We start from the raw sequence: 19910 nt of genomic DNA, 5'->3' as shown, positions 1-19910 counted from the left end.
GAAAAATTGCGCTATCTCAAGCCGGGTAGCGCACGCATCCCGTAGACTTCCTCCACTGAATTATTTACCTGGTTTATATTTTCGAAGCATACCCAAGAGGTGGAGTGAGTCATGCTTAAGCGTTTCTTTGTTACTGGTACAGATACCTCTGTCGGCAAGACCGTTGTATCCCGCGCATTGCTGCAGGCGCTGGCAGCAAGCGGTAAACGCGTGGCAGGGTACAAACCGGTCGCAAAAGGGAGTAAAGAGACGCCAGAGGGATTGCGTAATAAAGACGCCCTGGTACTGCAAAGCGTCTCGTCACTGGAACTGCCTTATCACGCGATCAATCCTATTGCGTTAAGCGAAGAGGAGAGCAGCGTGGCGCACAGCGGTCTGATTAATTACCCTCTGCTGTCCAACGGTCTGGCGAGCCTGTGCGAGAAGGTCGATCACGTGGTGGTGGAAGGCACGGGCGGCTGGCGCAGCCTGATGAACGACCTGCGCCCGCTGTCGGAATGGGTGGTGCAGGAACAGCTTCCGGTGGTGATGGTGGTGGGGATCCAGGAAGGGTGCATCAACCATGCGCTGCTGACGGCGCAGGCGATTGCCAATGACGGCCTGCCGCTGGTTGGCTGGGTGGCCAACCGCATCAACCCTGGTCTGGCGCACTATGCGGAGATCATCGACGTGCTGAGCACCAAACTACCCGGACCGCTGGTGGGTGAACTGCCTTATCTGCCTCGCGCCGAGCAGCGCGAGCTAGCGCAGTACATCGATCTCTCTGCCCTCAGTGGCGTGTTGACCGTAGATCGAGTCGTGGCGTAACGTCCGCGACAGCACGGACGCCAGCACGCAGGCGACCAGCAAACCGGGCAGTAAAAAATATTGCCCGGTCATTTCACAGACCATCAGCGCCGACATAATGGGCGCATGCGTGGTCGCGGCGAGTAGCGTCGCCATCCCCGCCAGCCCAAGCAGAATCGCCGTCTCAGCACCCGGCAGCCACAGCGCGAAAAGCTGTGCAAATAGCATCCCTGTCGCCATGCCGACAAACAGCGTGGGCGTGAATACCCCGCCCGGCGCGCCCGATCCGCTGCTCGCCAGCACCGCCAGCAGTTTACAGATAAAGACGCCTGCAACGATCGACAGCAGCGGTGGGGCGAGCAGAAAAGCCTGCACCACGCTATAGCCGTTCCCCCACACCTTCGGCGTCAGAAGAGACAGCAGCCCGACGATCGCACCGCCGAGCGCCAGCTGCCACGGCGGCGAAAGCTTAAGGCGCAGGAACAGCCCGTGGCTGAACGCCATCAGCCACATCAGCAGCGGTCCGCAAAGACCCGCCAGCAGCCCCATGGCGACCAGCAGGGCATAATCAGTTGCGGTGAGTGTGCCGCTCAAATGGACCGCGTAGAGCGTGCCGGTTCCCGGCGCCAGGAGCTGCGTGGTGAGAAGCGCCACTACCGCCGCGATAACCACGGGCCCGAGCGAGGCCAGCATCAGGGTGCCAAACAGAATCTCCGCAATGAACAGGCTTCCGGCTAACGGAGCATGGTAGGCGCTGGCCATCCCGGCCGCGGCGCCGCAGGCGATCCATAACTTCCATTCGGATTTGGGCGTAAAGCGCCGGGCAAAAAAGGAGGCGGCGAGGGCGGCAAGCAGGATCATCGCCCCTTCACGCCCGATGGCGCTTCCGCTTGCCACGACAAGCAGCGAGGCAAGGGATTTCACCAGGCTGGCGCCGTAATCAAACTGACCGTCGCCGGTCTCCAGCGCTTCCATATAATCGGTGGGGGCATGAGGCCGCTGGGCGGTCAGCCGTTGCCATCCCCATAGTAACAGTCCCGCAGCCAGCCCGCCCAGCGCGGGCGTCAGCGCGCGCCGCCAGGGTGAGAGCGACGCGGCGGCATTCACCAGGCTGCCGCTGTCGTTGCTGAGAAGCAGCCACTCCAGCAGATACATGCTGTGGCGGAACACCGCAACGGCCAGCGCGGCCAGCACGCCGGTGACGGTAGCAATCAGCAGTCGACGAAACATCGCGCGGATGTCGGGGTACGTATGAAGACGTTGCATGGGTCGCGAGTAAACGGGAAAGATACAATATTGTGGCGGGAAATCGCGGGGGTAGCAAAAGGTATGCGTGCGGAAAAGCCGGGCGATGCCCGGCCGGAAAGATTAGTTCTCGCTATGTATATTCAGCGCCCGACGCGTACGACCTGAACTGAGATACTCGGCTATATAGTCCTGAGAAATCTCGCCGTTGTAGCGCCCGTCCTCATCCACGATCGGCATCCAGCTGGTGTTGCTCTCATACAGGCGTGACAGCACCACGCGCAGGTTGTCTTCGGCTTTGCCGGTCATGCGGAACGGATGCAGGATGTCGGCGCAGGTCCCGCTGGCGTTACGCGCTTCGCGACGCTTCACAAAGCCCAGCGGCTTGCCGTGCTCGTCCACCACGGTGATGGCGCGGATATCGTTATCATCCATGGTGGCAAAGGCCTCTGGAAGCGGGGTAGAGCCACGTACCGTGATAGTGGGCTGCTGGTCAGTGACGTCGCCCGCCGAGACCAGCAGCAGACGCTTCAGCGTGCGGTCCTGGCCGACAAACGAGCCAACAAACTCATTCGCCGGTTTCGCCAGCAGTTCGTCCGGGCTGGCGCACTGGACGATTTTCCCCTGCCGGAACACCGCAATACGGTCGCCAAGCTTCAGGGCTTCATCGATATCGTGGCTGACCAGCATGACGGTTTTTTTCAGCTTGCGCTGCATCTCGAGGAACTGGTTCTGGATCACCTCGCGGTTGATCGGGTCCACCGCGCCGAAGGGCTCATCCATCAGCAGCACCGGCGGATCCGCCGCCAGGGCGCGGATCACGCCGATGCGCTGCTGTTGGCCGCCGGACATCTCGCGCGGATAGCGATTCAGGAACTTATGCGGATCCAGCGCCACCATATCCATCAGCTCTTCGGCGCGGGTTTTGCAGCGCGCTTTATCCCAGCCCAGCATGCGCGGTACGACGGTAATGTTCTCTTCGATGGTCATGTTCGGGAACAGGCCAATCTGCTGGATCACGTAGCCGATGTTGCGGCGCAGGGTGACGGTGTCCATCCCGCTGGTGTCTTCGCCGTTGATCAGGATCGTCCCGCTGCTGGGCGTAATGAGGCGGTTAATCATCTTCAGGGTGGTGGTCTTCCCGCAGCCGGACGGGCCGAGCAGGACGCACATTTCCCCTTCGGGCACGTTCAGGTTGACGTTGTCGACGGCCTTGAAGGTCTGGCCGTGCTTCTGTGAAAAGTGTTTGGTGAGGTTTTCCAGTTTTATCATTATCGAATCCCCTTTGGAGTCAGAACCACCTGCAGACGGTGCAGCAGCCAGTCGAGCACAATCGCTAAAAGACAAATCATCAGCGCACCCGCAATCAGCATGCGAATATCGCTTCCGCCGATGCCGTTGAGCAGCAGCAGACCCAGACCGCCCGCGCCGATCACGGCGGCAATCGCCATCACGCCGATGTTCATCACCACGGCGGTGCGGATCCCGCCGAAAATCACCGGCAGCGCCATCGGAATTTCGACCCAGCGCAGGCGCTGCCAGAAGGTCATGCCGATGCCGCGTCCGGCTTCACGCAGGCCCGGCGGCAGGCTGTCGAGCGCCGTATGGGTGTTACGCACAATCGGCAGCAGCGAGTAGAGAAACACCGCTGTGATCGCGGGCAGGGCGCCAATCCCCTGACCGATCAGCGAAAAGAGCGGGATCATCAGGCCAAACAGCGCAATGGACGGAATGGTCAGCACGATGGTGGCAATCCCCAGCACCGGCGTCGCCAGCCACTTGTGGCGAACAATCAGAATGCCGAGCGGGACGCCGATGAGAATGGCTAAGCCCACGGCCAGCGCTACCAGCCACAGATGCTGCAGCGTCAGGGTTAAGAGGTAGTCCCAGTTGTCCAGAATGTAGTGAATTGTCTCCATAGCGCCTCCTACAGCAGCTGTTTGCTACGCAGGAAATCACGGGCGACCTGCTGCGGTGACTGATGATCGATATCCACCTTCTTGTTCAGTTCGGTGATAACGTCGTTGTTGAGCTGGGCCGAGAGGGTGTTGAGCGCCTCTTCCAGGCCCGGATTGGCCTCCAGCGTGTCCTTACGGACTACCGGGGTGACGGCATAGCTCGGGAAGAAGCCTTTATCATCTTCCAGCACCTTGAGGTCGAAGCCCTTCACGCGACCATCGGTGGTATAAATCAACCCGGCGTCGACGAAGCCGTCGCGCACCGCGTTATAGACCAGGCCGGGGTCCATCTGACGGATCTGCGGGCGGTCCAGGTCCATCTTATAGGCGGCCTGAAGCGGCTTCATGCCGTCGCTGCGCCCGGCAAATTCCAGGTCTAAGCCCAGCAGCCAGTTTTTGTCCGGGGTGGTTTTTCGGATCTGCTCAATCTTCGCCACCATCTCCGACATGGTGTTGATATGTTCCGCCTCGGCGCGCTTGCGCTGCATGGCGAACGCATAGGTGTTGTTCATGTCGGCGGGCTTGAGCCAGACCAGACCGTGCTTCGCGTCCAGACGTTTCACCGTCTCGTAAGACTCCTCTGGCGACATGCGCTTGTTGATGTGGTTAAAGATGATTAATGACGTGCCGGTGTACTCCCAGGTCATGTCAATCTGCTTGTTGATCATCGCGTTACGGGAAATCACCGTGGCGATATTGGTTTGCGGCTGAACCTGGAATCCTTTCTTTTGCAGGTACTGCACGGTCATCGCCGAGAGAATATGCTGCTCGGTAAAGCTCTTGGTTGCCAGAATCAGCGGGGCCGCCATCGCCTGGCTGGTGAACAGCGCCGCGGCACACAGCGCCGTCAGGCCGGAAAACAGTCTCATAAAAGCTCCTTGTTATTGTTATCGAGCGAGATGGGGACTCATCACGCGACCCAGCGCCGCCAGCAGGGTATCGAGGATCAGGGCGAACAGGGCGGTAGCCGCCGCGCCGAGGATCAGGGTCGGGAAATCGTTAAGATAAATGCCGGGGAAAATCAGCTCGCCGTAGCTGCTGGCACCAATCAGGAACGCCAGCGGTGCGGTACCGACGTTAATGGCGGTGGCGATGCGGATCCCTGAGAGCATAACCGGCCAGGCGGCAGGCAGCTCAACCTGGCGCAGACGCTGCCATTTGGTCATCCCGATGCCGTTTGCCGCTTCCAGCAGCGATGGCGGGACCGAGCACAGCCCGGCATAGGTGTTGCGCACGATTGGCAGCAGCGAGGCGAGGAACAGGGCGATGATGGCCGGCGTATCGCCAATACCAATCACCACCATCGCCAGCGCCAGCACGGCCAGTGGCGGCAGCGTGTTGCCAACGTTGAAGATTTGCATCACATATTCGGCGATACCCCGCGCGGCCGGGCGGCTCAGCAGAATACCGGCCGGAATACCCACCAGCAGGGCAAAGAACATTGATGAGAAAACCAGAATCATATGCTGTTGCCCGAGATAGATCAGGTCAACCTGACGCGCTCTGATGGTCTCCAGCCCGATCCCCCAGACGAGGAGGGCGAGAACCACGATAATGGCGCCGACAAACAGCAGCGAACGTTTGAATAATGGGTGCATTGCGGTGTGTCTCCCTGTGCGCATGCGTTATAGCAACCACCGGTTGCCTGTTGTTATGCCATGTTTCGGCAGGGGTAATTGACCTATAGCAAGCGTTTGGGAAGGGTTCCAGCGAAGGGGCAAAATCAGTAACCCTATGAAACTAGTGGCAACCTGAGGTCAGGCCTTATGGCATAAGGCCTGATTGTGGGGCGGGCAGAATAGTCCTAAAGCGAATATTTAAATGTGACAGTGTCACATCTAAAGGGCTTTTATGCCGAGTACAGGTCATTACCTTCATAGAGGGGCGCGAACCCGTCGAACCCGCGACGAGACGGTGATAATTGAAACGGTGGCGACAAACGCGAGCATCACCCCCAGCGCCAGCATGGCGTTAAAGCCAATCCATCGGAACAGCAGCAGCCCCGCGATGCCGCCCGTAATGAACGAAAACAGGGTGGTTAAGTGGGTTTTTAGCTGACTTTTTTGCGCCGCCGTATCTTTGGAGTAATCCCTGCGCAGCATCGCCACCATGACGGAGGCCAGGGAAATCCCCGCGTCCGTTAGCGTGCCGGTAATGTGCGTCGATCTTACCCGTCCGCCGGAAAGCTGCGTGGAGGTGGAATTATGAATGCCCATCAGAAAGCAGAGAAATAGAATAATCTCGCGATTGCTGGTGAGCGCATGGAAATACATTTCGTAGAAGGAAACGCCGGTCAGTAATATCCCCTCGACAAAAAGGATCTGGCAAAAAACCAGCCTGACGTTATGGATAATTCCCCATATCACGATCGTGCGCGCAATAATGGCGCCAGCCACAAAAGAGAGAATTATCGAGCCGAAGAAAATCATATCGCTCAGATCGGTAGAAGAAACTTCGCTGGATAACTGTGAGGTGTTGCCGGTCATGTGTGAGGGAAAAAAACCAAATGCCCCGAGGGCGATGGCGTTCAGCAAACCTGCTGAGGTCGCCAGCCAGAGAGCAAGCCGGCGATCCTCCTGATGCGTTCGTTCTTTCTTGAGTTTAATCAGCAAGAATACCTCCGGGTTGAGCTTTGCCTGACTATTCAGGCTAGCAAAGCGGTGCAATGGGCTGTCCAGGATATGGCTTAATTATTATTCCCTCTGACGACAATCAGGGTTTCGTAATTAAATAAAACAGCCTCGTTGCGGTATTCATTCAGGCATTAAGTTTTATATCATGCCGTTATTGCCGTGACGCAAAAATGCCGGACGCTGGTGAAGGCGCTCGAACCAGGCCTCAATGGCTGGCACGTCTGGCTTATCAAATGGCGTCATTTTCCAGCGATTCACCGACAGCCCAAGCACCACGTCCGCGAGGGTAAACGTCTCGCCCGCCGCAAAGGCCCCGGTGCGCTGCAGCTGGTTTTCCAGAATGGTAATGCAGTGGTTCCACTCTTTGATTCCCGCCGCAATGCGCTCAGGGTCGTTAAAGTCCGGGTTTTTACGCCCCAGCGCCGGGAAGACATAGCGCCAGGCGTTGTTAAATTCAGTGGCCTGCCAGTCCATCCAGCGCTCAACGTTGGCGCAGGCCTGCGGTTCTGCGGGCAGCAGATCGTGACGTTCGGCCTTGCGCGCCAGATAACGGCAGATGGAATTGGACTCCCACAGCACGAAATCACCGTCAATCAGCACCGGCACCATGGCGTTGGGGTTCAGGGCGCGAAAGGCATCCGTTTCCGTCGAGGCAAAACCGCTGCCGTAATCTTCCTGCTGATAAGTGATGCCCGCTTCTTCGCAGGTCCAGAGCACTTTACGAACGTTGATGGAGGTGGTTTTGCCGAGGATGCTGATCATTGCGCAGGTGTCCTTTAGAGGATGTTATTGTTTAAAAACAATACACGATCGGTGAAGAAAAGCGTCAAAAAATCATCCGGCGCGTTATTTGTGAAGACGCGAAAGCAGAAACGTTAGCGCTGCCGCAAAGAGGAGCACTATGCCACTCAATGCAAACGAGCTCTGCCAGCTATAACGATCGAAGGCTATACCGCCCGCCGTTGAGCCGAGCGCAATGGCGAGCTGGATCACCGCGACCATCAGTCCACCGCCTGCTTCAGCATCCTTCGGCAGCGTTCGAGCAATCCACGTCCACCACCCCGTCGGCGCTGATGTTGCCAGCATCCCCCATAGGCCTGACAGCAGGGCCACAATCCACACGTTATGCCCGGCGAGAATCAACGCGACTGCGATGGCCGCCATCAGTAGAGGGATCGCGATCAGCGTTATGTAAAACGCGGCATTAAGCACCAGGGCAACGAAAAGGGTGCCCACAAAACCTGCAACGCCTATGGTGAGCAAAATTAGCGACAGCCCGGCTCCGCTCACCCGGGTGACGGTTTCAAGGAACGGGCGCAGATAGGTAAACAGCGCAAACTGCCCCATAAAGAACAGGCCGCAGGCCAGCAGACCAACGGAAACGGCAGGCTGGCGGAATAACCGAAAAACACTTCCTCGTGATGTACCGTTTTTACGCGCGTTCATGTCAGGCAGGCTTAAACACTGCCAGATGAACGCGACTATCGCCACGGGCACCAGACAAAGAAATGCGCCGCGCCAGCCAATAGTGGCCCCAAGATAGCTGCCAAGCGGGGCGGCCACCACCGTTGCCAGCGCGTTACCGCCGTTGAAAATGGCCAGCGCGCGCGCAACCTTATGCGGCGGAACAAGGCGAATGGCCGTTGCGGCAGACATGGACCAGAACCCGCCTATAGCGATACCGATCAGCGCGCGGCCTGTCATGTAAACCAGATAGTTTGGGGCGAAAGCGATAATCATCCCCGAGAGCGCCATCAGGAGCGTCATGCCCAGAAGAAGGTGTTTGCGGTTTATATTCCCGGCAAGCCGGGAAAGGAAGAGGCTGGTCAGCACCGCCAGCGCGCCGGAAATCGCGATCCCCTGGCCAGCGAGACCCTCCGTAACGCCCAAATCTCTGGCAAGGGGAGTAAGCAGGCTGACGGGCATAAATTCCGAGGCAATCAGGACAAATACGCACAGGGTCATGGCAAAAACGCCACTCCAGTGTGCATGCTCTGTGTTCTGTGACGTGGTGCGGCTCAGTGTAGACATAGTCAGATTTCACAAAGAGCCACCCGTATAGGGCGGGTGGCGTAGAGGTTTATTTCAGGTTGGTTTTGAAGAACTGCTCAAACTGGCCGAACGGGATCTTCCCGGCAGCATTATCGTAGAGATCGACATGGTTTGCGCCCGGAACAATCACCAGTTCCTTCTGCTTGCTGCCGACCGCTTTAAACGCATCTTCCGCAAAGTAGCGGGAGTGTGCCTTTTCACCGGTTACGATAAGCGTTGGGATAGTAATTTCCCTGCCGTAGCTCAGCAGCGGCATATTCATAAATGATAATGGCGTGGTCGCGGTCCACGCGCCGGTGGAGTTGACGGAGCGCGCATGGAAGCCGCGCGGCATACGGTAGTAGTCAAAGAATTCTTTGAGTACCGGATTCGGGTTGTCAGGTAACGCCTCCGGCAGAATACGTTCAGCTGCCGTCACCTTGCCGTTCTCATCGACATAAATGTCATGGCCGCCGTGCGCGAAGGTACCGTTCTCAGCATCTTTCCAGCGCTGTGCGTTCAGATACTGCAGAACGGCACGGCGGTCAGACGTTGAATAGCGATCTTTCCCGTCGCCCACGCCGTGGCCCATCGCCCGGCTCATGTCATACATCACGCTGGTGGCGACCGCCTTCACGCGGGTGTCCATGGATGCTGCGTTGAGCGCCATACCGCCCCAGCCGCAGATGCCGAGAATACCAATGCGGTTACGATCAACCTCTTTCTGCAAACCGAGGAAGTCCACCGCCGCGCTAAAGTCTTCGGTGTTGATATCCGGAGACGCTACGTTGCGCGGCTGGCCACCGCTTTCGCCCGTATAGGACGGATCGAACGCCAGGGTTACAAACCCATTTTCTGCCAGGGTTTGCGCATACAGGCCGCTGGACTGCTCTTTGACCGCGCCAAATGGCCCGCTGACCGCAATCGCCGCCAGCTTGCGGTCGCCGCGGTTTTTGGGAAGATACAGATCGCCTACCAAAGTGATCCCGTATCGGTTCTGGAAGGACACCTTACGGTGATCGACTTTGTCACTTTCGGCAAAGGTTTTATCCCATGTGCTCACCATCGAAACAGGCGCGTTTGGGTTGGTGGTTTCTGCATAACTCATTGTTGTCACTCCACTTAATGATGCACATAGCAGCATCGCAACGGACAGTTTTTGGGTAAATGTTTTCATAGAAATGAACCCTGGGTTGTTGTGTTGCGGTCATTATAGTTAGCAGAAATAGTGCTGATTAGAGGGCGAAAGCTGCTAGGATTCATATCATATTGTTATAAATAGGTAGGGATGATGGCGAAACGGGAAAATTATAATGAGCTGTACCTGTTCATGCAGGTGGTACGGGAGGGGAGCTTCACGGCGGCCGCGCTTCGGCTTGGGCTGGCGCAATCCGGGATCAGCCGCTCGGTTCGCGAGCTGGAAGAGCGATTGGGCGTTCAACTTCTGGTCCGCACTACGCGCAAGCTCTCGCTCACCCATGCCGGGGAACAGCTTTATCAGACCGCCGAGTCTGCATTCGATACGCTCGATACGGGTCTGGCGACCCTGGCACACTATCGTCAGACGCCGTCCGGCACGGTGCGTATTAATGCCAGCCAGCACGCTATCGATAAATGTCTGCTGCCAAAGCTCGCCATTTTTAAACAGCGTTACCCGGACATCAGGCTGGAACTGATCAATGAAAGCCGCTTCGTCGACATTATCGCCGAGCGGTTCGATGCGGGTGTCAGACTGGGGCCGGAAGTGGGGCAGGGAATGATTGCTGTGCGTATCACGCCTGATATGGAAATGGCCGCGGTGGCTGCCCCGGAACACTTCAGACGCTACGGTTTTCCGCAGACGCCAGCCGATTTAGTGGCTCATCCCTGCATTGCTTACCAGTTTGCCGACGGTAGTGACTATCAGTGGGAACTGGTGCAGGACGGGAAAAAAATCACCCATCGGCCAGAGGGGCAATGGGCGCTGTCTGACAGCTACATGGAAGCCGAGGCCGCCCGGCTGGGGCTTGGGCTGGCCTATGTCCCGGTGGAGCTGGTGTCTGACGATCTGGAGCGCGGAACGCTTATCCGGGTGTTGCAGCGCTATAGCCTGCGCATGGACGGGTTGTATCTCTATTATCCGCACCGCAACGTGTCGCCTGCCCTGAGGGCTGTGATCGATACGCTGAAAATTTAGGGCAGCGTTGTCATTCTGGAAGGCGCCTCGCAAACCGAAAAGTAACCTTATGAAATTCAGCGTTATGTCTTTTCCTCTACGAGGCGCGGTCGTAAAGTGCCTGCGTTGCGGCACATCCGCAATCGGGCGTAGGAACCCGCATCTACAGAGCGATATTTATATGTCGCGACAGCGCCGATCTCGTTAAAATTGCGGTGGCGCTGACGGAGCAGCCGCAAGGCTGGCCGTTTTCTCTGTGGGCGGTATTCCTACCTCTGTCAGCGCTACCCCCTCGAGCGTAGGAACTCATCGGGTGGTTCACCCAATTTATACACTGAGGATGCCTTACGATGGCTACTATCCCAACCCTGACTTATCTTCCATCTGACGAAAACGTCATTCTGCAACTTATCTCCCGACCGCTTCCGGCCGATGCCGATCTCTTTGACGTCGCCGACAACTGCGCCGCGCTGGTGAGCGTGCTGGTCGAAACCGATGATGTCGCGAGCCGTACTGCGCTGTGCGAGCGTCTCCTTGAGGCTCTGCGCAGGCTGCGCGCACTCTGCGATGCCGATCTTCCGCCATACCTGATTGAACAGTTGATCATGGGTGAGAAAATCAACTCCTGCGTGCCCGACTGCTGGCAGGACACCTTAACGCAGGTGGACTACGTTCTAGCGCTGACGCAAGCCGTTATGGGGGGAACGCTACCCGCTCACGTAGCGAAAGAGCTGACAGGCCTGCTGCACGATATGGTGTGGCTGCTGGCTGAGTTTGTGAAGGAGCCGCGCATTACTGCGCATTAAGGGGCTGGCGTGGAGGGGCGGCAGCGCCCCTTTGAAAGTGTGATTAACGCGATCGGTTCCCGGTATCCAGAAGCGACGTACCGTAGGAGTTGTCGATGGTACAAAGCCAGCGACCATCGCTTTCCTGCCGAAAAACATAGGTCGCGCGGCGCGACATTTCCGTTATTCCACCCTGACCATCAGGAAAACGCAGAACGGTTTCCATGATAACGAGGGCATTGTCACCGCCTTCGATCACCTGCATCTCTCCTTGTTTCACAATCAATTGGTTCTGAAAATAATCCGAGATGGCAATAAACGCGTTGCGGATGTTTTCTTTGCCTTTAACAACCATTCCGGGCTTGACCACCAGAGCTGCATCTTCGGCGTAGTGTTTCATCAGCGCGTCATAGTTTTTGGTGGTGATGGCGCGATCGCAGGATTCGATGATCTGGTGTAGCGGATGTGGGGTCATGTGTGCTTCCTCGTATGGGGTAAACAGCTATTAACGTAACAGCCTGGTGTGTTTGTATAGCTACCTTGAACAATCCTCCCTCAGATGCCCGCTATGCTGCAAAAGATGGTGCCATTGATGCAGTCAGCGCAACGCGATTATTGCTCGACAAAGCCTGTGAAAAGGGCGTCGTGCTGAATACCCAAACAACCGTTACGGGTCTTTGCATGACTGAGGGAAAGGTGACAGGCGTCCTGCCCTCGCGGGGAAAACTGGATGCAAATTGCGTCGTGCTGGCCTGTGGTACAGGTATTCCAGCGCTGACTGAGCGGGTGGGTATTCATGTTCAGGTTTTGTCATCACTGGCCATATTGCTGCGGTTTGAGGCCTCCCGGAACGTGGTCAACACGATTCTCTCCGGTGATGATATTGAGGTTCGGCAAGCGCACAACGGGAATTTGTTAGCCGCAGAAGATTATCCGGCAAACGGCAACGTCAGAGAGACGGCGGAGGCAGCACCACGCGCGGTAAGAAACAGGCTCACGGGCGCAGAGTCGGCTGCTCTCATCCAGTACTCAACAGGAGAGCGTCCTGTTATTCAGGAGGGGCATCCCGTTTTACGTCGCCTCTATGCACCCAGCCGTTACGTGCGCAGCGACGATTGGCAGACTGGTCTGTGAAGAATTATGCGACGGCCAGAGCGATGAAATCCCGCAATGTTACCGGCCATCCCGCTTTTTAGATAAATAGCGTTCGTGGAAAGGTATCGCTACCGACATGAACCATGGCGTGATGGAAATCGTAAACGAGCCTCTACCGCATGAAGAGGTTGTTCCAACGATGAGACGAAGTACGTATAGTAGTATGACATTACAAGACATGAAAATATGACTATGTTCAGAATCCTCCCCTCGGCTTCACTCCTGCTGTTTCCAATAATTTGCTTTGCGGCCTCGCATGAAGAGGTATTGCGTTTAAATGCAGAGCAAAAGGCTGGTAGTGAGGTTGTTTGTCATGTTCCACTGAATATTATTGTGGATCAGAAGCCCGTCACACTTGATTTTAAAAACAGTATGACTGTGATTTCAAATCAAGGTAACAATCGAACGTACCAGGTCATCACAACATTTGTACCCTATGGCACAGCCACAGCTTTGATCACACAACGCTATCGCCTCAACGTCATAACTGATGAAACAGGCCAAACACATAAAATCGATCCGAACAGTGTTAGCGTAACCAGTCCATACTCTGCGGAGATGGCTCAAAAAAATGAGACCCAGCTTCGCAGTGCCCCAGAGAGTTATCAATCTGACAGCATGGTGACAGTGACCGATTTCCCGAACTACACCATTCAAGGTTATGAAAATGGTCCTGTCACTCGGTGTGCTATTTTGTCTAAACACGAGTAGTTATCACCACCCGGATAAATATGGGTTAAGTATGAGCCGAGGGTTAACTGTTAAACTGTTACAACAAGTTGCACTGATTAAAGGGCAATAAATAAAGGGCTGCTTACACTCTAATGATTATATAGCGTGCCGATAACCACATCTGCTTTTGGCAAAAACTGACATTGCAAAATAAGTACGTCTGTTTTGAGCGAGGATCGGAAGTCAGAGTTCCTACTATTTTTAGCTGCAAGAGTCTGGAAGAGCTAATATATAGCATACTATTTTTGCGACCCACAACCAGTGCTCCGGATATATTGATCATATGCGTAAATTACAAAAACTAATTGCAGCCGAGCGTACCACCTTTTCACCGTACAGCAGCCTCTCTCCGAAGGCGATATCTCGTATCGCATCTAAATGTCGGAAGGATGAAGTTGCCGATGCGCATATCTTGATAAAGGAGTTGATGGCTGAGTTGGCCACAGTTCCTGATTGGGATGGTGATACGCATGATGACATATGGAGGTCCATCGAGCTGTTCAGAGCAATCCTGCAAAAGGTGAGATAAAAAAGATGCTAGCGTCCATTCATGGCACGATGTTGCAACAGCAGCTACTTTGGGTTTGACCAGATCACAGCCTCTAGCCTGGAAATAGACGGCGAGGTATTGCGAACCTGCTCTTTGCGTTTCAATCTATGTTTAGACGCAGGTTTTACAGGGCTGAGACGAGGTTTCTGATCTTTTCAGCCTTTTCAAAATGGTCCAGTTTCATTTCCATAATCCACCAGTGCGCCACTTCCATAAGCAGTTCAGGATCGTCATTTTTTTAGCAAAAAAAGCATAGAACGAAAGCCCAACATCGCTTCCCTTAGAGGCAATTTTTGAATCACAGATCCTGATGATCTTTTCCTTCATTCCTTGCCGCACGCCATTTCCTTTACTCTTTTCATGTTCGGGATAAAAAAAGCCGCAAGCAGAAGTCTGCTTACGGCTACAGGATCGTTAATAACGTTTTCTGACAATCAGGCCGCTTTCACAGCCCTGATTTTTTTTGCGTCAGCCGAGTCGGAGTCTGTTTTATCCGCTACAGCTGGAGCAGTGAGATCGGGAAGCTTGCTGGTACGCAGAATATGCTGCACGGTCTCTTTCTGCTCGGCGAGATACAGGCCAAGATTTTCAGCCTGCGTTTCATCCATCTCCATTCCGCTTTGCAACAGCCAGTCGGTGAACGCGTCGGCCATATCGAGCAGCTTGTCGTGAGCGTCAGCCTCTTTCTTACTGGCAAATGTCATTTTCTCTTCACCTTTTCTTACGACAACAAATTTTGTTTCAACAGCCATCGTGCACCTCGCTATACTGTATTTATATACAGTATAGCGGCAACAGATCGACGTTGCAGCAAAATATGCATTACTGGCGAAGCTGCTGCGTTTCGGGGCCACCCATACTGCGTCGCCATGCTCCGGGCGCCTGACCATACTGACGCTTAAAGCTGCGGTTGAAGGACTGCTGGGAGTCAAAGCCCAGCGCGATCGCCACGTTCAGAATCGGTTCGTCACTGTGGGATAACCGCTCAACCGATTTTTGCAGCTTTTGCGCGCGAATATACCCGGCGAGAGGGTAGCCTGTATGCTCTTTGAACAGGCGCTGAAGGTGCCATTTCGAGTAGCCGGAACGCCTGGCGACGGTCTCAATATCCAGTCGGCTGTCCAGGTTGTTGTCGATCCAGTCGAGTAAATCATGCATAAATGCGCCAGTGTTCATCTGGTTACCCCCACGCAGCGGATGAAAAAGTATCTTTGTCTGTTGCATTTAAAGGTGGCGCGTTTTTGCAGTAATTGCAAGTTTTATTGTTGCATTTAAATCCCTGACCGAAACGGGTCTTTTCACATCCGCTCAAATAGCACATAAAGTGCAACAATTATTCTTGCACTTAGTTAAGCGCCTTCCTACAATCGCCGCGAATAGTGTATTCGCAACTGTTACAGTTTTGTGGCGATGAACGACACAAATGGCCTTAAGACAGCCCCCGGACAAAGGAAGTGGCGCGGTGCCTCCTGCTGCGTCTTGCCCGGTGGCGACAATTATCGGAATAAAAATAATGAGCCTGCAAAAAACCTGGGGTAATTCTCATCTGAGCGCGCTGGGGGCAGTGTTGCTCTCCGTGCTGCTCGTCGGATGCGATAACAGCGTCGCGCAAAATGCCGCGCCACCTGCGCCTGCCGTGAGTGCCGCTGACGTGGTGGTGAAATCGATTAGCCAGTGGGATAGCTTTAACGGCCGGATTGAAGCGGTGGAGAGCGTTCAGCTGCGCCCGCGCGTGTCCGGCTACATTGATAAGGTGAATTACACCGACGGCCAGGAAGTGAAGAAGGGCGAGGTGCTGTTCACCATTGATGACCGTACCTATCGCGCCGCGCTGGAACAGGCGCAGGCGAATCTGGCGCGGGCCAAAACGCAGGCCAGCCTGGCGCAAAGTGAGGCTAACCGTACCGATAAGCTGATCAATACCCATCTGGTCTCACGGGAAGAGTGGGAGCAGCGTCGCTCGGCTGCCGTTCAGGCGCAGGCCGATATTCGCGCCGCGCAGGCGGCGGTTGACGCAGCCCAGCTCAACCTGGACTTCACCAAAGTGACCGCGCCTATCGATGGTCGCGCCAGCCGGGCGCTGATCACCAGCGGGAACCTGGTGACTGCGGGCGATACCGCCAGCGTCCTCACCACGCTGGTCTCGCAGAAGACGGTGTACGTCTACTTTGACGTGGACGAGTCAACCTACCTTCACTATCAAAACCTGGCCCGCAGCGGGCAGGGGGCGTCCAGCAATCACACGGCGCTGCCGGTTGAGATTGGCCTGACGGGCGAGGAGGGCTATCCCCATCAGGGCAAAGTGGATTTCCTGGATAACCAGCTCACGCCGAGCACCGGGACCATCCGCATGCGCGCGCTGCTGGATAACTCACAGCGTCAGTTCACGCCGGGACTGTTTGCCCGAGTACGCCTGCCGGGCAGCGCGGAGTTCAAAGCTACGCTTATCGACGACAAAGCGGTGCTGACCGATCAGGATCGTAAATACGTCTATATCGTCGATAAAGAGGGAAAAGCGCAGCGTCGCGACATTACGCCGGGTCGTCTGGCAGACGGTTTACGCATCGTGCGGCAGGGGCTGAACCCTGGCGACAAAGTCATCGTCGAGGGTTTACAGAAAGTGTTTATGCCGGGTATGCCGGTTAATGCCAAAACCGTTGCTATGACCGCCAGCGCCGCCCTCAACTGATCCCTTGACCTGAGAATCCAACCCATGGACTTTTCCCGCTTTTTCATCGACAGGCCGATCTTTGCTGCCGTCCTGTCGATTCTGATTTTTATCACAGGGTTAATCGCCATCCCGCTGCTGCCGGTGAGCGAATACCCTGACGTCGTGCCGCCAAGCGTTCAGGTGCGCGCCGAGTACCCGGGCGCCAACCCGAAAGTGATTGCCGAGACCGTGGCGACGCCGCTGGAAGAGGCGATCAACGGCGTTGAGAACATGATGTACATGAAATCCGTCGCGGGCTCGGACGGCGTGCTGGTGACCACCGTGACCTTCCGTCCGGGGACTGACCCGGATCAGGCGCAGGTTCAGGTGCAGAACCGCGTCGCGCAGGCCGAAGCGCGTCTGCCGGAGGACGTGCGGCGTCTGGGCATTACCACCCAGAAGCAGTCGCCCACGCTGACGCTGGTGGTGCATCTGTTTTCGCCAAACGGTAAGTACGATTCGCTGTATATGCGCAACTACGCCACGCTGAAGGTGAAGGATGAGCTGGCGCGCCTGCCCGGCGTCGGCCAGATCCAGATTTTCGGCTCCGGCGAGTACGCGATGCGCGTCTGGCTGGACCCTAATAAAGTGGCGGCGCGCGGGCTGACCGCCTCGGACGTGGTCACGGCGATGCAGGAGCAAAACGTACAGGTCTCCGCCGGTCAGCTTGGCGCCGAGCCGCTGCCGAAAGAGAGCGACTTCCTGATCTCCATTAACGCCCAGGGCCGCCTGCATACCGAAGAAGAGTTTGGCAATATTGTCCTGAAAACAACGCAGGATGGTACGGTAGTCCGCCTGCGCGACGTGGCGCGGATTGAAATGGGCTCTGGGAGCTATGCCCTGCGTTCCCAGCTGAACAATAAAGACGCGGTCGGGATTGGTATCTTCCAGTCTCCTGGAGCGAACGCCATCGATCTGTCTAACGCGGTGCGCGCGAAAATGGACGAACTGTCCACGCGCTTCCCGGCAGACATGAAGTGGGCGGCACCTTACGATCCGACGGTCTTCGTGCGTGATTCGATCCGTGCGGTGGTGCAAACGCTGCTGGAAGCCGTGGTGCTGGTGGTGCTGGTGGTCATTCTGTTCCTGCAAACCTGGCGCGCGTCGATCATTCCGCTGATCGCGGTGCCGGTGTCGGTGGTGGGTACTTTCAGCATTCTCTACCTGCTGGGCTTCTCGCTGAATACCCTCAGCCTGTTCGGCTTGGTGCTCGCCATCGGTATCGTGGTGGACGACGCCATCGTGGTGGTGGAAAACGTCGAGCGAAATATCGAAGAGGGGCTTGCGCCGCTTGCGGCCGCGCACCAGGCGATGCGTGAAGTGTCCGGGCCGATTATCGCGATTGCGCTGGTGCTGTGCGCGGTGTTTGTGCCGATGGCGTTTCTGTCGGGCGTTACCGGCCAGTTCTACAAGCAGTTTGCGGTGACGATCGCGATATCGACGGTGATTTCAGCGATTAACTCGCTGACGCTCTCTCCGGCGCTGGCGGCACTGCTGTTAAAGCCCCACGGCGCGCCGAAAGATTTCCCGACCCGGCTTATCGACCGTCTGTTCGGCTGGATTTTCCGTCCGTTTAACCGCTTTTTCCTCCGCAGCTCAAACGGCTATCAGGGGCTGGTGGGCAAAACGCTGGGACGGCGCGGTGCGGTATTCGTGGTTTACCTGCTGCTGCTCTGTGCCGCAGGCGTCATGTTTAAAGCGGTGCCCGGCGGGTTTATTCCCACGCAGGACAAGCTGTACCTGATTGGCGGCGTGAAAATGCCGGAAGGCTCCTCGCTGGCCCGCACCGATGCGGTGATCCGCAAAATGAGCGAAATCGGGATGAATACCGAAGGCGTGGATTATGCGGTCGCGTTTCCGGGGCTGAACGCGCTGCAGTTCACCAATACGCCGAATACCGGGACGGTCTTCTTCGGCCTGAAGCCGTTCGACCAGCGTAAACATTCCGCGGCGGAAATTAACGCAGAGATTAACGCGAAAATCGCGCAAATCCAGCAGGGCTTTGGCTTCTCCATCCTGCCGCCGCCGATTTTAGGGCTGGGTCAGGGGTCGGGCTATTCCCTGTACATTCAGGATCGCGGTGGTCTGGGCTATGGCGCGCTGCAAAACGCGGTGAACACCATGTCCGGTGCAATCATGCAGACGCCGGGGATGCATTTCCCGATCTCAACCTACCAGGCTAACGTGCCGCAGTTGGACGTCCAGGTTGACCGCGACAAGGCGAAAGCGCAGGGCGTGTCGCTGACCGATCTTTTCGGGACGCTGCAAACCTATCTGGGCTCGTCGTACGTCAATGACTTCAACCAGTTCGGACGAACCTGGCGCGTGATGGCGCAGGCTGACGGGCAGTTCCGCGACAGCGTGGAAGATATTGCGAATCTGCGTACCCGCAACAGCCAGGGCGAAATGGTGCCGATTGGCAGTATGGTGAACATCACGACCACCTACGGGCCGGATCCGGTGATCCGTTACAACGGCTACCCGGCGGCGGACCTGATTGGCGATGCCGACCCGCGCGTGCTCTCATCTGCACAGGCGATGACGCAGCTGGACGCGATGTCTAAGCAGATCCTGCCGAACGGGATGAACATTGAATGGACGGATCTGAGCTTCCAGCAGGCCACCCAGGGCAACACGGCGCTGATCGTCTTCCCGGTCGCGGTACTGCTGGCGTTCCTGGTGCTGGCGGCGCTGTATGAAAGCTGGACGCTGCCGCTGGCGGTGATCCTCATCGTGCCGATGACCATGCTTTCCGCGCTGTTTGGCGTCTGGCTGACCGGGGGCGATAACAACGTCTTCGTGCAGGTGGGGCTGGTGGTGCTGATGGGGCTGGCCTGTAAAAACGCCATTCTTATCGTGGAGTTTGCCCGCGAGCTGGAAATTCAGGGTAAAGGCATTATGGAAGCGGCGCTGGAGGCGTGCCGCCTGCGTTTACGCCCGATTGTGATGACCTCCATCGCCTTTATTGCCGGGACCATTCCGCTGATCCTCGGCCACGGCGCGGGTGCGGAAGTACGCGGCGTCACCGGGATCACGGTGTTCTCCGGTATGCTGGGGGTGACGCTGTTTGGTCTGTTCCTGACGCCGGTGTTCTACGTGACGCTGCGTAAGTTCGTCACGCGCGGCAAAAAAGAGGAAAGGGACGTGCTGCCCGCGTAGGGACGTTGCGG

20 protein-coding genes and 1 pseudogene are annotated in these 19910 nt (G+C 56.5%); 8 read left to right on the top strand and 13 right to left on the bottom strand.

All coding sequences use genetic code 11. From position 1 onward, the window contains the following. Positions 1 to 111 precede the first annotated feature (111 nt). Positions 112 to 807: a dethiobiotin synthase gene (bioD, locus tag ACOTXT_RS07295; RefSeq protein ID WP_008502446.1), complete on the top strand. Its 696-nt coding sequence runs from the start codon at positions 112 to 114 to the stop codon at positions 805 to 807. Here bioD and clcB read toward each other — a convergent pair. The 9 genes from clcB to ACOTXT_RS07250 all read right to left on the bottom strand — a co-directional run bounded on the left by clcB (position 742) and on the right by ACOTXT_RS07250 (position 9830). Next, positions 742 to 2052, bottom strand: coding sequence for a voltage-gated ClC-type chloride channel ClcB (gene clcB / locus ACOTXT_RS07290; RefSeq protein ID WP_063453369.1), 1311 nt, complete (start codon positions 2050 to 2052; stop codon positions 742 to 744). The genes bioD and clcB overlap by 66 nt on opposite strands. A gap of 102 nt (positions 2053 to 2154) precedes the next feature. Then, the gene (gene osmV / locus ACOTXT_RS07285) at positions 2155 to 3303 is read right to left on the bottom strand and encodes an osmoprotectant ABC transporter ATP-binding protein OsmV (RefSeq protein ID WP_023344013.1); all 1149 of its coding nucleotides are present in this window, start codon (positions 3301 to 3303) and stop codon (positions 2155 to 2157) included. Then, positions 3303 to 3950 carry an osmoprotectant ABC transporter permease OsmW gene (gene osmW / locus ACOTXT_RS07280; protein ID WP_014169860.1) on the bottom strand — a complete coding sequence of 216 codons (648 nt, stop codon included), beginning with the start codon at positions 3948 to 3950 and terminating at the stop codon, positions 3303 to 3305. The genes osmV and osmW overlap by 1 nt, the downstream gene beginning before the upstream one ends. A gap of 8 nt (positions 3951 to 3958) precedes the next feature. Beyond that, entirely contained in the window at positions 3959 to 4858 is a 900-nt protein-coding gene (gene osmX / locus ACOTXT_RS07275; protein WP_055322320.1) for an osmoprotectant ABC transporter substrate-binding protein OsmX, read from the bottom strand. 18 nt (positions 4859 to 4876) lie between these two features. After that, positions 4877 to 5587, bottom strand: coding sequence for an osmoprotectant ABC transporter permease OsmY (gene osmY / locus ACOTXT_RS07270; protein ID WP_039266233.1), 711 nt, complete (start codon positions 5585 to 5587; stop codon positions 4877 to 4879). A 276-nt stretch (positions 5588 to 5863) separates the two neighbouring features. Then, entirely contained in the window at positions 5864 to 6601 is a 738-nt protein-coding gene (locus ACOTXT_RS07265; RefSeq protein ID WP_032651667.1) for a YoaK family protein, read from the bottom strand. 159 nt (positions 6602 to 6760) lie between these two features. Further along, a complete protein-coding gene (locus ACOTXT_RS07260; protein ID WP_055322319.1) occupies positions 6761 to 7384 on the bottom strand; it encodes a glutathione S-transferase family protein in 624 nt (207 codons plus the stop codon). An 84-nt stretch (positions 7385 to 7468) separates the two neighbouring features. Further along, positions 7469 to 8653, bottom strand: a complete 1185-nt coding sequence (locus ACOTXT_RS07255) for an MFS transporter (protein ID WP_044596706.1) — start codon at positions 8651 to 8653, stop codon at positions 7469 to 7471. Between the two features lie 49 nt (positions 8654 to 8702). After that, positions 8703 to 9830 carry an alpha/beta hydrolase gene (locus ACOTXT_RS07250; protein WP_032637711.1) on the bottom strand — a complete coding sequence of 376 codons (1128 nt, stop codon included), beginning with the start codon at positions 9828 to 9830 and terminating at the stop codon, positions 8703 to 8705. 114 nt (positions 9831 to 9944) lie between these two features. Here ACOTXT_RS07250 and ACOTXT_RS07245 point away from each other — a divergent pair, with 114 nt between their 5' ends. Next, entirely contained in the window at positions 9945 to 10829 is an 885-nt protein-coding gene (locus ACOTXT_RS07245) for a LysR family transcriptional regulator (RefSeq protein WP_032663615.1), read from the top strand. A gap of 329 nt (positions 10830 to 11158) precedes the next feature. Next, positions 11159 to 11614: a hypothetical protein gene (locus ACOTXT_RS07240; RefSeq protein WP_055322318.1), complete on the top strand. Its 456-nt coding sequence runs from the start codon at positions 11159 to 11161 to the stop codon at positions 11612 to 11614. Positions 11615 to 11657: 43 nt separating this feature from the next. Here ACOTXT_RS07240 and ACOTXT_RS07235 read toward each other — a convergent pair whose 3' ends face one another. Then, positions 11658 to 12068 carry a YybH family protein gene (locus ACOTXT_RS07235; protein WP_055322317.1) on the bottom strand — a complete coding sequence of 137 codons (411 nt, stop codon included), beginning with the start codon at positions 12066 to 12068 and terminating at the stop codon, positions 11658 to 11660. Positions 12069 to 12133: 65 nt separating this feature from the next. On the opposite strand from ACOTXT_RS07235, the gene ACOTXT_RS07230 reads away from it, so the two are divergent. From ACOTXT_RS07230 to ACOTXT_RS07220, 3 genes are all read left to right on the top strand, one after another. Further along, positions 12134 to 12727, top strand: coding sequence for an FAD-dependent oxidoreductase (locus tag ACOTXT_RS07230; RefSeq protein WP_071946108.1), 594 nt, complete (start codon positions 12134 to 12136; stop codon positions 12725 to 12727). A 207-nt stretch (positions 12728 to 12934) separates the two neighbouring features. Beyond that, on the top strand, positions 12935 to 13459 hold the full coding sequence (locus ACOTXT_RS07225) for a hypothetical protein (RefSeq protein ID WP_055322181.1): 525 nt from the start codon (positions 12935 to 12937) through the stop codon (positions 13457 to 13459). Positions 13460 to 13763: 304 nt separating this feature from the next. Further along, positions 13764 to 14009, top strand: a complete 246-nt coding sequence (locus tag ACOTXT_RS07220) for a hypothetical protein (RefSeq protein WP_045335987.1) — start codon at positions 13764 to 13766, stop codon at positions 14007 to 14009. A 145-nt stretch (positions 14010 to 14154) separates the two neighbouring features. Here ACOTXT_RS07220 and ACOTXT_RS07215 read toward each other — a convergent pair. The 3 genes and pseudogenes from ACOTXT_RS07215 to ACOTXT_RS07205 all read right to left on the bottom strand — a co-directional run bounded on the left by ACOTXT_RS07215 (position 14155) and on the right by ACOTXT_RS07205 (position 15206). Further along, positions 14155 to 14369: pseudogene (locus ACOTXT_RS07215) on the bottom strand (DUF6500 family protein). 95 nt (positions 14370 to 14464) lie between these two features. Further along, positions 14465 to 14782 carry a YebG family protein gene (locus ACOTXT_RS07210; protein ID WP_055322180.1) on the bottom strand — a complete coding sequence of 106 codons (318 nt, stop codon included), beginning with the start codon at positions 14780 to 14782 and terminating at the stop codon, positions 14465 to 14467. 70 nt (positions 14783 to 14852) lie between these two features. Continuing rightward, positions 14853 to 15206 (bottom strand): helix-turn-helix domain-containing protein, encoded by a 354-nt coding sequence (locus ACOTXT_RS07205; protein ID WP_025911432.1) that lies wholly within the window; start codon positions 15204 to 15206, stop codon positions 14853 to 14855. A gap of 337 nt (positions 15207 to 15543) precedes the next feature. On the opposite strand from ACOTXT_RS07205, the gene ACOTXT_RS07200 reads away from it, so the two are divergent. Together ACOTXT_RS07200 and oqxB are read left to right on the top strand one after the other, a co-directional pair. After that, on the top strand, positions 15544 to 16719 hold the full coding sequence (locus tag ACOTXT_RS07200; RefSeq protein WP_333164808.1) for an efflux RND transporter periplasmic adaptor subunit: 1176 nt from the start codon (positions 15544 to 15546) through the stop codon (positions 16717 to 16719). A gap of 24 nt (positions 16720 to 16743) precedes the next feature. Further along, positions 16744 to 19899, top strand: coding sequence for a multidrug efflux RND transporter permease subunit OqxB (gene oqxB / locus ACOTXT_RS07195; RefSeq protein WP_021241210.1), 3156 nt, complete (start codon positions 16744 to 16746; stop codon positions 19897 to 19899). The last annotated feature ends 11 nt before the right edge of the window (positions 19900 to 19910 follow it).

It is taken from the genome of Enterobacter cloacae complex sp. IR5422 (assembly GCF_049238165.1).
Taxonomy (GTDB): Bacteria; Pseudomonadota; Gammaproteobacteria; order Enterobacterales; family Enterobacteriaceae; genus Enterobacter; species Enterobacter roggenkampii.
This window is presented reverse-complemented; position numbering and strand designations above follow the sequence as displayed.